Source organism: Microbacterium sp. zg.Y1084, assembly GCF_024623595.1.
Lineage (GTDB): Bacteria > Actinomycetota > Actinomycetes > Actinomycetales > Microbacteriaceae > Microbacterium > Microbacterium wangruii.
On sequence record NZ_JANJGV010000002.1, the window covers coordinates 647,252 to 660,967 of the forward strand.

11 protein-coding genes are annotated in these 13,716 nt (G+C 73.4%); all 11 read left to right on the plus strand.

The genetic code is table 11. The features are described 5' to 3' along the window. Nucleotides 1-66: 66 nt before the first annotated feature. The 11 genes from NQ165_RS04325 (at nucleotide 67) to NQ165_RS04375 (ending at nucleotide 13,683) form a co-directional block, all read left to right on the plus strand. Nucleotides 67-1,431: a DUF5684 domain-containing protein gene (locus tag NQ165_RS04325; protein WP_257531618.1), complete on the plus strand. Its 1,365-nt coding sequence runs from the start codon at nucleotides 67-69 to the stop codon at nucleotides 1,429-1,431. Between the two features lie 14 nt (nucleotides 1,432-1,445). Further along, complete coding sequence (locus NQ165_RS04330; RefSeq protein WP_257531619.1) at nucleotides 1,446-2,291, plus strand: PP2C family serine/threonine-protein phosphatase; 846 nt, start codon at nucleotides 1,446-1,448, stop codon at nucleotides 2,289-2,291. Beyond that, nucleotides 2,284-3,309 carry an FHA domain-containing protein gene (locus NQ165_RS14645; protein ID WP_257531620.1) on the plus strand — a complete coding sequence of 342 codons (1,026 nt, stop codon included), beginning with the start codon at nucleotides 2,284-2,286 and terminating at the stop codon, nucleotides 3,307-3,309. Before NQ165_RS04330 ends, NQ165_RS14645 begins: the two co-directional genes overlap by 8 nt. Beyond that, complete coding sequence (locus tag NQ165_RS04340) at nucleotides 3,306-4,763, plus strand: serine/threonine-protein kinase (RefSeq protein ID WP_257531621.1); 1,458 nt, start codon at nucleotides 3,306-3,308, stop codon at nucleotides 4,761-4,763. The genes NQ165_RS14645 and NQ165_RS04340 overlap by 4 nt, the downstream gene beginning before the upstream one ends. Before the next feature lie 13 nt (nucleotides 4,764-4,776). Further along, the gene (locus NQ165_RS04345) at nucleotides 4,777-5,532 is read left to right on the plus strand and encodes a hypothetical protein (protein ID WP_257531622.1); all 756 of its coding nucleotides are present in this window, start codon (nucleotides 4,777-4,779) and stop codon (nucleotides 5,530-5,532) included. Beyond that, nucleotides 5,529-10,049, plus strand: a complete 4,521-nt coding sequence (locus NQ165_RS04350) for an FtsK/SpoIIIE domain-containing protein (RefSeq protein WP_257531623.1) — start codon at nucleotides 5,529-5,531, stop codon at nucleotides 10,047-10,049. Before NQ165_RS04345 ends, NQ165_RS04350 begins: the two co-directional genes overlap by 4 nt. 51 nt (nucleotides 10,050-10,100) lie before the next feature. Beyond that, complete coding sequence (locus NQ165_RS04355; protein WP_191717944.1) at nucleotides 10,101-10,394, plus strand: WXG100 family type VII secretion target; 294 nt, start codon at nucleotides 10,101-10,103, stop codon at nucleotides 10,392-10,394. Between the two features lie 73 nt (nucleotides 10,395-10,467). After that, complete coding sequence (locus NQ165_RS04360; RefSeq protein WP_257531624.1) at nucleotides 10,468-10,932, plus strand: hypothetical protein; 465 nt, start codon at nucleotides 10,468-10,470, stop codon at nucleotides 10,930-10,932. Next, nucleotides 10,929-12,557: a hypothetical protein gene (locus NQ165_RS04365; protein WP_257531625.1), complete on the plus strand. Its 1,629-nt coding sequence runs from the start codon at nucleotides 10,929-10,931 to the stop codon at nucleotides 12,555-12,557. The genes NQ165_RS04360 and NQ165_RS04365 overlap by 4 nt, the downstream gene beginning before the upstream one ends. Beyond that, nucleotides 12,554-13,060, plus strand: a complete 507-nt coding sequence (locus NQ165_RS04370; RefSeq protein ID WP_257531626.1) for a hypothetical protein — start codon at nucleotides 12,554-12,556, stop codon at nucleotides 13,058-13,060. The genes NQ165_RS04365 and NQ165_RS04370 overlap by 4 nt, the downstream gene beginning before the upstream one ends. Further along, nucleotides 13,057-13,683 carry a hypothetical protein gene (locus NQ165_RS04375; RefSeq protein ID WP_257531627.1) on the plus strand — a complete coding sequence of 209 codons (627 nt, stop codon included), beginning with the start codon at nucleotides 13,057-13,059 and terminating at the stop codon, nucleotides 13,681-13,683. Before NQ165_RS04370 ends, NQ165_RS04375 begins: the two co-directional genes overlap by 4 nt. Nucleotides 13,684-13,716: the final 33 nt, after the last annotated feature.

Sequence of the window (13,716 nt, forward strand, 5' to 3'; positions counted from 1 at the left end):
GGTTTCCAAGGCGATCGCCCCTCGCACCGAGGCGATGCGCGCGCGGCATGACGACGAGGAGGAACGATGACGGGCCTGGGGATGACGGCGGATGCCGCGCGGGAGGCGCTCGCCTTCTACGACGCCGGCGGGACCGGCCGCACGCCGCTGATCGTGCTCGTCCTGCAGCTGGCGCTCGTCGCCGGCGTGTACGCCTGGATCGCCCTCGCGCTGTCCGCCCTGTTCCGCAAGGTCGGGCGCCCGACATGGAAGGCGTGGGTGCCGGTCGTCAACGCCTGGGAGCTGTTCACGCTGGCGGGAATGCGCGGCTGGTGGGCCGTGGTGATCGCGGCGTCGGGCCTCGTCTCCGGCGTCGGGAGCCTCGCCGCGGTCGCACTGTTCGCGGCATCCGCGCTGGCGGCTGCTTCCGATGGCGATGACGGCGGCGCCGCCGGGGCGGCCATCGGCGCGATCCTCGTGCCTGCCGCGCTCATGGTCGGCTTCGGGGTGCTGGTGCTGATCCTCCAGGTGCGCATGGTGCTCGCCGTCACGCGGGGATTCGATCGCGGCGGCGGGTCCGCGGTGCTCGGCATCCTCCTCTTCCCGGTGTGGGCGAGCGTGCTGGGCTGGGGTTCGGCCCGCTGGGTCGGCTTGCCGTCCAAAACCCTGCAGCCGTCGCTGACCGCCCCGCCGCCCCCGCCGCCGTCGAGCCCGTTCACCCTCGGTGCTCCGGCTGCCGCTCACGCGCCGGCCCCGCCGGCCGGAGCAGCGCCCGCGTTCGTTCCGCCCGCGCCGGCGGCACCCACCGCCCCCACGGCGGCCGGCACGCCCGCCTCGTTCGCCACACCCGCGGCCGGTCGGCCCGCGTCATCCGTCGCGCCCGCTGCGCCCGGCCCGGGAGCGAACCCCTGGGCGCCGCCCGCGCCGCCGAGCCCCTCACCGGCATCCGCACCCGCGCCTGCCTCACCGGCGTCAGACATGATCGCCGCGCCCGCAGACCGGGGCTTCGGGTCCATCGTGGCCGAGGTGCCCCGTCCCGCGCCGGCGCCGGTCCCGGCGGCGTCCGCGCCTGCCGCCGTGGGCGTGCACGACGCGGACGATCTCGATGAGCGCACGGTGCTGGCCGCCCGCCGCCTCATCGGGTGGTCGCTGCGCCTGCCCGGCGGCGAGACCGTCGCGCTGACCTCCGATGCCGCCGTTCTCGGTCGCAACCCCGTCGCGCCCGCGGAGGACCCCGGCGCGCAGGTCATCCCGGTGGACGACGCCACGCGCACCGTGTCCAAGACGCATGCGCTGCTGCGCAGAGACGACGCCGACGGCTGGACGATCACCGACCTGGACTCCACCAACGGCGTGTTCCTCGCCGACGAGAGCGAAGTGACCGGCACGCCGGCGGTGTCGGGGACGTTCTTCCTCGGCGACGCGCGGCTCGAACTCCTCTCCGACGCCTGATGCCCGTCCCATCGATGACCGCTCCCCGCACGCTGCAGGTCACCTGCGGCGTGCGCACCGATGTCGGACTGCGTCGCCGCGTCAACGAGGACGCCGTACTCGCGGAGCATCCGGTGTACATCGTCGCGGACGGCATGGGCGGTCATGACGCGGGCGACCTCGCCAGCGCAGCGATCGTGTCGGTGTTCCGGGGTCTGGTGGGTCGCACCGATCTCACCCCCCACGACGTCGCCGCCGCGGTCGACGAGGCGCATACGGCGGTCTCGGCGATCGCGGCGACCCGCACCCGGGGCGCCGGCTCCACCCTCACCGGCGTCGTGGCCGTGCGCCAGGACGGCGTGCGGCGGTGGCTCGTGGTGAACATCGGCGACTCGCGCGTGTATCGCCTGCTCAGCGATCGGCTCGAGCAGCTGACGGTGGACCACTCCGTCGCGCAGGAGCTCGTGGACCAGGGTCGACTCGCTCGGCGCGAGATGTCCAGCTACCGCGGCCGCAACGTCATCACCCGTGCCGTCGGCGAGGAGCGCAGCCGCGCCGACTACTGGCTGCTTCCCGTCGTCACAGGGGAACGTCTGCTGGTGTGCTCCGACGGCCTGTCGGGCGAGCTGACCGACGAGGCCATCCGTGCCGGCCTCGCACTCGGCGGCGCTCCCCCCGGCACCGCGGCCGCGCTGGTCGAGCAGGCGCTGGCGCACGGCGGGCGGGACAACATCTCCGCGATCGTGATCGACGTGGTCTCCGGCGGCATGAGCCCGTCCCAGGAGGACACGACCGGCGGTCTGCCCGCGGGAGATGACGACTCCGCCACCATCGAGGTCTCGACGTTGCGTTCACTGCGCACGAGGGCACGCCGTGGCTGAGTGGTCCTACTCCCCCGGCGATCTGCCGGCGATCCTCGGCGATGACACCGCTGTGCTCTTCGCCGGCGCGCGCGCCACTCCCACCGCCCGCGCCGTGCTCGCCGGCGGCGCGGTCGCCGGCGGCTGGGAGAGCGCCGTCGACGTCATCGTGCGCGCCGGCCTCGCCGCCGCACCGCACTTCGTGGCCGCCGGGATCGACGGCACCTCCCTCACCGGCGTCGTGCGCGGATCGTCGAGGATCGTCGCCACCCACGTCGACGGCCGCGTGAGCGTGCTGACCGGCGCGGCGCAGCGCACCTGGCAGGAGTTCCACCTCACCGATGTGGCCGCCTTCGCCGCCGACGCGGGCGACGACGCGGCATCCCCCACCCGGCCGGCGCACCCCGGCCCGCTCGCGGCGACCCGCCTGCACGCACGGTTGATCCCGGCCCCGCACGAGCAGCTCGACCCCGATCTGACGCTGGACTTCTCCGACGCCCTGTTCGACCTCGGCGCGGCGCCCGCCGTCGGGCCGGAGCGGATGCCCGCCGAGAGCATGCCGGCCGGACGCTACGACGAGCTTTTCGGCGCGACGCTGCACCGTGCCGTGGAGGCGGCTGCCGTGCGCCCTCCTGAGGAGGACGTGCTCGACGATTCCCCCGCCGGCGGTGCCCGCGCCGGCGAGGACGCCCCCGCACCCCGCGCACCGCGGGGAGCGGTCGTGCTTCCCGACGGGCGTGTCCTGCCGCTGACGGGGACGCTGCTCATCGGCCGCAGCCCGCGCGCCGACGGGCCCGACACCGTCGGCCTGCCGACCCTCGTCACCATCGACGACCCGGATGTGTCGCGCACGCACCTGCGCGTTCGCGTCGACGACGCCCACGTGCTGCTGGAGGACCTGCGCTCCACCAACGGCACCGTGTTCACCGCTGCCGGCAGCGGCCCGCGGCACCTCCACCCCGGTGAGACGGTGCGCGTCACCCCCGGGGCCGTCGCCGACCTCGGCGGCACCCGTCTCGTCTTCGAGGGGGTGCGATGATCCCCCGTTCCGGGCCCATCGACCTCGCGGGATTCACGCTCGAGCGACTGCTCGCCGCCGGGGACGATGCCGACGTCTTCCTCTACCGGCCCGAGCATGCCGGCGACTCCGTCGCGGTCAAGGTGCACCGCACCCCGATCGCCGACGAAGCCGCCCGAGTGCGGTTCGATGACGAGGCCGGGCGGCTGATCGCCCTGTCCGCCCATCCTTCGGTCGTGACGATCCGCCGTGCCGGAGTCGCTCGGGACGGCCGCCCCTATCTGGTGATGGAGTACTGCTCGAGCCCGTCCCTCGCCGAGACCGCCGCGGCGCGCCGGCTCGGCGTGGCCGAGGTGCTGCAGACCGCAGTGCGCCTGTCTGGAGCGCTCGAGACCGCGCACCGCGCAGGCATCGTGCACGGCGACATCAGGCCCTCCCACGTGCTCACCACCGACTACGGCTGGCCGGCGCTCACGGGCTTCGAGCCGTCCGCGCTCGGGGTCGGCGGCACGGGCGTGTCGGTGCCGTGGGCCGCCCCGGAGGTGCTCAGCGGCGGGGGGTTCGACCCGCGCAGCGACCTGTACGCCCTGGCCGCCACCGCCTACACCGTGCTCGCGGGCCGTTCTCCCTTCGCCGACCCGCGCGCTCCGCACGACCTCGCCCGCATGGTCACACGCGTGCTCACCGATCCGGTGCCGGCGGTCGGGCGTGACGACGTGCCCGCCGACCTCGAGCTCGTGCTGCGCCGTGCGCTGGCGAAGGACCCCGACCGTCGCCCTCAGACCGCCGGCGACTTCGCGCGGGAGCTGCAGCGCATCGAGGAGCGCCTGCACCTGCCGGTGACCCACGTCGACCTCACCTCGCCTGCCGCGCCGAACGCCTCGGATCCGGATGCCGCTGATGCGGAGCCCACGCTGCTCGCGCGGCGCACGGCGCACGACGACGCCACCCTTCTCGCCTCCCGCACGCCGACGGGGCCGGGCATCACGCCCGCACCCGCACCCGCACCCGCACCCGCACCCGCACCCGCACCCGCACCCGACGATGCGACACTGCTCGCGTCGCGCGGCGGCCCCGGGGCCGGCGGCCCGCCACGGGCGGCGGACGACGGGACCCGTCTGTCCCGCCGCGCTGCCGCCGACCCCGCCGCCGCGCCCGTCGAGGCGCCGACCGCGGGCAGCCGGGCGCCCGCCTCACCCGGCGGGCCCGCGGACGCCGCCCGGCCGGCCGGCCGCACCGCCCGCGACCCCGGCAGCTCCAGCGGGCCGGTGAGCTACGGCATCCGCCGCGAGAAGCCGGCGCCGGTCCGCCGGACCGCCCCGGCGCCCGCGGAGCCCCCGATCGAACGCACGGCGCCCCGCGGCCCCGCCCGGGCGCCGCGGCGGAAGGTGCTCGTGCCGGTGATCGCGGTGGCGGCGACGATCGCGGTGATCGCGGCGGCCGCGGCGGGAATCGCCGTGCTGGTGGGGCTATGAGGGGGAGGAAGTCATGACGACGATGGACGCGCATGCCGTAGCGGAGGGCACACTCGGGATCGAGTTCTGCGGCGAGTGGCACCGGCCGGTTCCCGGCACGACGTTCTCGGTGGGGCGCGATGCCGATCTCACCGTGGACACCAATCGCTACCTGCACCGTCGCCTGCTCGCCTTCGACGCCGACGCGGGGCTGTGGTGGCTCACGAACATCGGCCAGAGCATCTCGGTGAGCCTGGCCACGCCCGACGGCGCCTACCAGGCCGTGCTCGGTCCCGGCGCACGCGTGCCGCTGGTGTTCCCCGAGCTCGCGGTGATGTTCTCCGCCGGCGCCTACACCTACGAACTCGGCGTGCACAACGACGCGGCGAGCTTCGTCGTCGGACGCGATGCGGCGTCGGACGAACCCGAAGGCGACGGCACCACCACGATCGGGGCGGTGAGCCTCACCCCCAGCCAGAAGCTGCTGCTGGTCGCGCTGTGCGAGCCGATCCTGCGCGGCGGCATGGTCGGCTCCAGCCAGCTGCCCTCGTCGGCGGCCGCGGCGGCACGTCTCGGCTGGCCGCTGACGACCTTCAACCGCAAGCTCGACAACGTCTGCGACAAGCTCGACCGTGAGGGCGTGCAGGGACTGCGCGGCGGTGTGGGCAGGCTCGCCACCAACCGGCGCGCGCGCCTGGTCGAGCATGCGGTGCTCTCGCGCCTGGTCACGCCCCAGGATCTGGATCTGCTCGAGGTGGCCGCCGCCGCGAGCGAGAAAGGCACCCGATGAAGATCCGCGCCACGCTGCGCCGCCCCGACGGCTCCACCGAGGACATCGCCCTGGCCGCTGAACCCGGCGTGCGTGTCGGCGAGGTCGCCGACTCCCTGGTCGCGCGCGACCCCTCGGGCGTCTATCGAGACCCCGCCTTCGCTCCCGGTGCCGTCACGCTCGAAGCGCACGCCCCCGCGGTGGGCGGCGTTCCAGAGGTGCTCGACCCGGACGACACCCTCGCCGACCTCGCGCTCGCGTCGGGCGTGGAGATCGGCGTGGTCGGTCTCGATGACGCCCCCCGCCCCGATGTGGCTTACATCGAGATCGTCGGCGGCCGGCATGCGGGGCGCCGCTACGCCGTTCCCCTGGGCTCGACGATCATCGGCCGCAGCGACGACTGCGGCATCGTGCTCGACGACCCGATGGTGTCCAACCGCCACGCGCGCCTGCACGTCGGACGCGACCGCATCGAGCTGGTCGACCTCAACTCCGCCAACGGCATCATCGTGCAAGGGGCGCCCGTCGGGCGCCTGGAGCTGCAGCACGGTCAGGAGGCGGAGCTGGGCAGCACGGTCATCCGCGCGGGGTACCTGCCCTCCGAGATCGCGCAGTCCTCCCCCATCGGCGAGGTGCGCTTCACCCGCTCGCCCAGCGTCGAGCCGCGCTACGTCGGCCGCGAACTGGAGGGCGCGGACCCGCCCATCCCCGGTGACCCGCAGCCGTTCCCGTGGGCCGCGGCGATCCTCCCCGCCATCGCCGGCATCGCCATGTTCGCCGCCACCGGGCGCGCGATCACGCTCATCTTCGTCGCCATCTCCCCGCTGATGATGATCAGCACCTGGGCGACGGCCAAGTCGCAGCAGCGGCGCAAGCTCAAGATGGAGCACGCCCGCTTCGTCGGCCAGATCGAACGCCTGTCCGCCCGGCTCGCCCGCGAGCGCGAGGAGGAATCCCGCATCCGCGCGCGGGAGGCGGTGCCCCTGCACGAGATCTACGACGCGGTCCAGCACCGTTCGCCGCTGGTGTGGACACGTCGCCCCGAGCACTGGTCGTTCCTGCAGGTGCGGCTGGGGGTGGGCGATGTGCCCACCCGCAACACGGTGAAGGAGACCGGCAACACCGACCGCGCGGTGCCCGAGCAGGTCACCCAGCTCGAGGAGCTCATCGCCTCCTACGAGCTCGTGCCCCGCACCCCGGCGGTGGAGAAGCTCTCGGATGCCGGAGCCCTCGGCATCGCCGGCCACCCCGCCGCCGTCGCGGCGTACGGCCGGGCGCTCACCGCTCAGGTGGCGGGACTGCACGCCCCCGGCGACGTCGTGATCGGCGGCCTGTTCGGTCCCGGCTGGGCCGCCCAGTTCGCCGACGCGAAGTGGCTGCCCCACGCCATGAACTCGGAGGCCGTCTTCGGCGGCGCTCCCTTCGCCGACACCGCCTCTGCCGCGGCCAATCTGCTGTCCCGGCTCGAAGAGGCCCTCAGTGCCCGCTCGCCGCGCGGTCAGGACGCACCCCTGCAGCTGGGCGCCATCGGCGACAAGCAGGCGGCGCTGGCCGCCGGCGCCGCCGTCGGGTCGGGCTCCGGTCCCGACGGCGGTTACGACGGGCCCCTGCCGGCGATCGTCGTGCTCATCTCCGACGACGCCCCCGTCGACCGGGCACGACTGATCCAGGTGCTCGAGCGCGCGGCCGGCCGCGGCGTCTACCCGATCTGGATGGCCGCCGACACCGCCGCACTGCCCGCCGCCTGCCGCACCTTCGTCGACATCGCCGCCGACGGCTCCGCCTCCGTCGGCTATGTGCGGCTGGGATTGACCATCGATCCGGTCGAGGTGGAGGGGCTGACGGTCCCCCAGTTCGCCCAGTTCTGTCGCCGGCTGTCGTCGTACGTCGACGCCGGGTCCATCGCGGCGGACACCAGCGACGTGCCCCGTTCGGTGCCGATGCTGCAGCTGATCGGCAAGGAGATGGCCACGGCGCCCGGCGCGGTCGTGGACCGCTGGGAGCAGAACGGCTCGATCCTCGCCTCCGCGACCCGCGCGCCGTCGACGCCGAAGCTGCGCGCCATCGTCGGGCAGGCGGCCGCCGGGGCGATGCACCTCGACCTGCGCGCCCAGGGACCGCACGCCCTCGTCGGCGGCACCACGGGCTCCGGCAAGAGCGAGTTCCTGCAGGCGTGGGTGCTCGGCATGGCCGCGGAGTACAGCCCGCAGCGTGTGACGTTCCTCTTCGTCGACTACAAGGGCGGCGCGGCGTTCGCCGAGTGCACCGCCCTGCCGCACTGCGTGGGGCTGGTCACCGACCTGAGCCCCCACCTCGTGCGCCGGGCGCTGGTGAGCCTGCGGGCGGAGCTGCACCACCGCGAGACGCTCTTCACCCGCAAGAAGGCCAAGGACATCCTCGACCTGGAGAAGCGCGGCGACCCCGACACCCCGCCGGCGCTGGTGATCGTCATCGACGAGTTCGCCGCGCTGGTCAACGAGGTGCCGGACTTCGTCGACGGCGTCGTGGACGTGGCCCAGCGGGGCCGCTCCCTCGGCATCCACCTCATCATGGCCACCCAGCGGCCCGCCGGTGTCATCAAGGACAACCTGCGCGCCAACACCAACATGCGCGTCGCACTGCGCATGGCGGACGAGGTGGACTCCGACGACGTCATCGGCACGAAGGATGCCGCGGGCTTCGACCCCGCCATCCCCGGCCGCGGCGCCGCGAAGACCGGGCCGGGCCGGCTGACGGTGTTCCAGTCCGCCTACACCGGCGGGTGGAGCTTCGTCGAGGAGGAGGCCCCGGAGGTGGAACTGGAGTCGTTCGCCTTCGGGCCGCCCCGCCGCTGGGAGGCCCCGAAGGCCGACGCGGAGTCGGCCGAGCGCGACCTCGGGCCGACCGACCAGCAGCGTCTGGTGTCCACGATGGTCGCCGCCGCGCAGTCGGCGTCGATCGCCGCCCCGCGCCGCCCGTGGCTCGACGAGCTGGCCGCCGTCTACGACCTGACGCTGCTGCGCCAGCGCACCGACCAGAAGCTCCTGCTGGGCGTGCAGGACGTCCCCCAGCGCCAAGCGCAGGACACGGTGTACTTCGAGCCCGACGACGACGGCCACCTGGCGATCTACGGCACCGGCGGCGCCGGCAAGAGCTCCACGCTGCGCACCCTCGCCGTCGCGGCCGGCATCACCCCGCGCGGCGGCCCCGTCGAGGTGTACGGACTGGACTTCGGCTCCGGCGGTCTGCGGATGCTCGAGGCGATGCCGCACGTGGGCGCGGTCATCCCCGCCGACTCCGGCGAGCGCGTCTCGCGGCTGTTCCGCATGCTCAAGCACGAGCTGGACCGACGCGGTGAGGCGTACGCGGCTGTCAACGCCGGCACCATCTCCCAGTACCGCTCGCTCGCCGGCCGCCCCGACGAGGCGCGCATCCTCGTGCTCATCGACGGCTTCCCCACGTTCCGCTCGGAGTACGAGGCGGTCACCGGACGCGCCGAGGCCTACCAGGTGTTCCAGCAGATCATGACCGACGGCCGCTCCGTCGGCATCCATGTCGCCCTCACCGCCGACCGCGGGCAGGCCGTTCCGACGGCGCTGCAGTCGTCGATCCAGAAGCGGGTCGTGCTGCGTCTGTCCGACTCCGACGCCTACGCGATGGTCGGCGCCCCGCGCGACGTGCTGTCGCCGGAGTCGCCCGCCGGCCGCGCTGTGGTCAACGGACTCGAGACGCAGATCGCCGTCATCGCCGGCACCCCCGATCCGAGGGCGCAGGCGCAGGCGATCGGCGAGTTCGCCGACGCCATGCGACGCCAGGGCCGCACCGACGCGCCGCCGGTGCGTGCGCTGCCGGAGGTGTACGGGTTCAGCGACCTGCCGCGCCACGTCGACGGCCGCCCGGTGCTGGGGCTGTCCGGCGACACCCTCGACCCGATCGGGTTCGACCCCCACGGCCTGTTCGTCGTCGCCGGTCCCCCGCAGAGCGGGCGCAGCAACGCGCTGCGTGCGATGGCCGAGGCGGTGCGCCGCGCCGACCCCGGCGTGCGCCGCTATTACATCGGCAACGCCCGGTCCACGCTGCGTGACGCCGTCGCCTGGGACGACACCGCCGTCGACGGCGGATCCGCCAGCCGCCTCATCGACGCGATCCTGCAGGACGAGCGAGGGCTCGCGGGCGTCGCGGTGTTCCTCGAGGGCGCGTCGGAGTACGCCACCTCTCTGGCCGAGATGCCGCTGTCGGACTTCGCCAAGCGCGTCAAGCGGGGCGACGGACTGCTGGTGGCCGAGGGCGAGACGAGCGACTGGACCACGAGCTTCGGCTTGCTGGGCGACATCAAGTCCGCGCGACGCGGGGTCGTGCTGCAGCCGGACACCCATGACGGCGAAGTGGTGCTCAAGACGGCGTTCCCGCGCCTGCTCAAGCGCGAGTTCCCGCCGGGACGTGCCATGCTCGCCGCGAGCGCGAAGACGGTGCGCGTGCACTTCCCGCTGGTCGACGGCGAGGCGGTCGACGCGAATGGGGACTACTCCCCATTGGCGGGTCAGCACGCCCTCCCATAGGTTGAATCACGTCGGCAGAGGAACTGCCGCTTCACGACACAAGGAGTGACCATGGCGAACCTCAACGTCACCTACGACCAGATGCAGAGCGCCGCGAACCGTCTGCGTGCCGGCCAGTCGGACTTGGAAGGCAAGCTGCAGGAGTTGCGCTCCCTCGTCAGCCAGCTCGTGCAGGATGGCTTCACCACCACCCGCGCTTCCGGCGCCTTCGACTCGTCCTACGAGCAGTTCACCTCGGGTGCGCAGCGCACCGTGCAGGGCATCGACGGCATGGCCCAGTTCCTCGAGAAGGCAGCATCGGCGCTGCAGTCCACCGACGAGCAGCTGGCCAGCTCGATCGGCTGATCACAGTCCCTCGACGCGGGGCCGGTCCTTCACGGCCGGCCCCGCGTCGTCGTCTGAGCGGGAGGGAACGGCCGTGGCCGATCTGAAACTGGACTTCGCGGAGCTGCGCCGCAGCGCCCGCACGGCCGAGACCGTCGCCAGCAGCTTCGCGCGCGCGGAGAGCATCGCCGCCGGTGCCGCCGCCGACACCGGCCATGACCGCCTCGGCGGCAAGGTGCGCGAATTCGGCGACAAGTGGGACATCGCCCGCGGCAAGCTCGAGGAGAACCTGCTCTTCATCGCGGACTACCTCGGTGCGGTGGTCGACACGTTCAGCGACCTCGACACCGACCTCGCCGCCGCGGTCAGGCCGGTGCAGGAGGTCCCGGACCCGACGCCGCAGCCCTCGCCCGGCGGACCCACGCCCGGGGCGCCGTCACCGGGACCCGCACCCGCCCCCAGCCCGTCACCGGGACCCGCCTCCACCCCCGCCGCGGAGCCGCCCGTGTGGGCACGTGACCTCACCGCCGACGAGATGACCCAGGGAGCGACCCGATGAGCGTCCTGCCCGGAAACCCCACCTCCCTCGCGGAGCGGTCGGCGTCGTACGTCTCGTCGGCCTCGCTGATCCAGCGGGCCGCCGACGACCTGCGTGCCATCGCATACGACAGCACCGCTCGGTCGATGGATGCCATCCGCGATCGCAGCACCGAGGTCGCCCGCGACCTCGACCGTGCCCACGAGCGTTACGACGGCACCGCCCGCGCGCTCCAGGAGTACGCCGTCGCGCTGAAGGCGGCACACGATCGCGCCGACGACGCCGAGGTCGCCGAAGCCCGTGCCGAGGCCGGTGCCGCAACGGCCGAGTACGACCTGCTGGTGTCCGAGCGGCGCCTGGAACGGCTCGGCGAAGCCGACGCGCCCGCCGGCAACCTCCGCTCCGCCGAGGATCAGGTGCAGGCAGCGCGCGCGCGGCGCACCCGGATGGATGCCGCGGCCCAGGCCGCCCGCGCCGAGATCGAGGCGGCCCGCCAAGACATGGAGCGGGCGGCCCAGACCGCGATCGACCGCATCGATGCGGCCATCGACGGCACGAACGAAGGGTTCTGGGACCGGGTCAAGAACTTCCTCGACGACGTCGGCGACTTCCTGGCGACCATCGCCCGCTGGGTGGGCGACTTCCTCGGAGACCTCTACGCCGAGCTGCAGCGCCTCATCTCCACCGTCGCCGCGCTGCTCGGCGTCGCCGTCATCCTGCTGCTGGTGTTCGCCGTGCTCGCGGCGCTGCCGTTCATCACGCCGCTGATCGCCGCCCTCGTCACGGCGGTGCTGGCCGGGTTCCTGCTGGTCAGCGTGCTGTCCGACGTGCTCAAGCCGACGCCCAGCGTCGGCGAGCACACCCTCACCGACCAGGAGGCGAACTCCTACAAGGGGCAGCCCGCCGACCTGTCGGAGGCGCTGTCCGAGACGGAGTTCGTGGACGGCTTGGGCAAGAGCTGGGACGACAACGGCAAGCCGACCAGCGTCGATGAGACCGTCATCTCCGTGACGCGGGTCGTGAATGCCGATGGGGTGGTGCGCTGGCGCGTCATCCTCCCCAGCACCCAGGAGTGGATGTCCCGGTTCGGCGAGCAGGGTGGCGTGCACGACCTCGACAGCAACCTCTCCCTCATGCTCACCCCCTCGCTGCGCTCGCAGTACGAGCGTGCCGTGATCGACGCCATGCAGCAGGCGGGGGTCGGCGCGAACGACCCCGTGATGCTCGTGGGCTTCAGCCAGGGCGGCATCATGGCCGGCACGCTCGCGTCGTACAACCGGGACTACAACTGGTCCGCGGTCGTCGCCGCCGGCGCGCCGATCGACCACATGCCGATTCCGTCCTCCACCTCCGTCGTCTCCGTGCAGCACAACGGCGACCCGGTGCCACGCCTGGACACCATCGTGAGTGTCGGGACAGACGGCTACGCGCAGCAGCGCCCGAACTGGACGACCATCCACGCGGAGTCGTCGGAGGCGCACAAGGGCGTCCACGGCATCCACAACGCCGGCGCCTACCACGAGACACTCGCCGAGCGGGTCGGCCAGGTGCCCCCGGGCACCGTCGCCGACCTCGACCGGTACTTCGTCGGCCACGACGGCGCCTACGGCTACCAGCGGCGGCAGTACGGCTGGTCGGAGAAGTGACCCGCGCACACCGCAGGCACGGGGCACGGGCGGGAGCGGCGACCGCAGCCGCGCTGCTGGCCGCCACACTCGTCGGCTGCAGCATCCTGCCGGGCACCGCCCCCGGCTCCCCCGCCCCGCAGGGCACCGACCAGGAAGACGACATGTCCCCCACCACCGTCCGCAGTGCCGTGGCTGAATCCGACCCGCGCGTCGTGGACGTGCCCACCGTCATGGTGAACCCGTCGGGCTTCGCCAGCGTCATGACCATCGCCGTCGCACTGTCCGGCGACGAGCCGGTGAGCACCGACACGGTCGTGCGCATCGCCGTGGCCGCGCTGGAGAACGCGACGACCGAGGTCGACCAGCTCACCCTCATCGCCCGGCCCGCGTCCGACGACTCCCGCATCCTCGACCTCACGCAGGCCGCCGCAGGGCTCCCCGACGCGGTGCAGTACCGCTTCATCAAAGACAGCCTGCAGCTGACCACGACGGACCCCGCGGTGATCGGCGGCGCGCGATGACCACAGCCGTCGCCCAGCCGCGGCTCGTGTTCCGGATGATCGGCACGTGGTGGCGGATCGACCTGTCCTCCCCCGAGGCCGTCGCCGACTCCACCAAGAAGATCGCCACCGGCGTGCTCGGGCGCGCCGATGAGCGCGCGACGGAGCGCGCGCGGCTGCGCGAGGAGTTCACCCGCGCGGCCACGGCCGCCGTCGAGGCGGATGCGCAGCTGCTGATGATCCAGACCGAGCTGGGTCCGGAACAGCCGATGTCGGCGACCCTCACCGTCTTCGAGGACGAGGGCATGCGCATGAGCCCGGCCATCGGCACCGGGGCCGACGCGGTGCTGACGGTGTTCGAGAAGTCCCTCCCCCTCATGGACCCCGATGGCGCGGGCACCGCGGTGCGGCGTCGCTGCATGGACTCGGACGTCGTCCGCGTGCACCGGATCGAGGAGACGGTCGAGATCGAGGACGGCGAGCGTTTCACGCAGCGCCGGCTCATCGCGCAGTACTGGTACCCGGTGCCGGGGAGCAAGCGCCTGCTCACCGCGGTGTTCACCACGCCCCTGGGCGACATCGCGCACACCCTGCTGTCGTACTTCGACGCGATCGTGGCGGCCTCGGCGTTCCAGGACGCCTGAGCCCGGCATCCGCGCGTTCGCGCACTCGCGCAC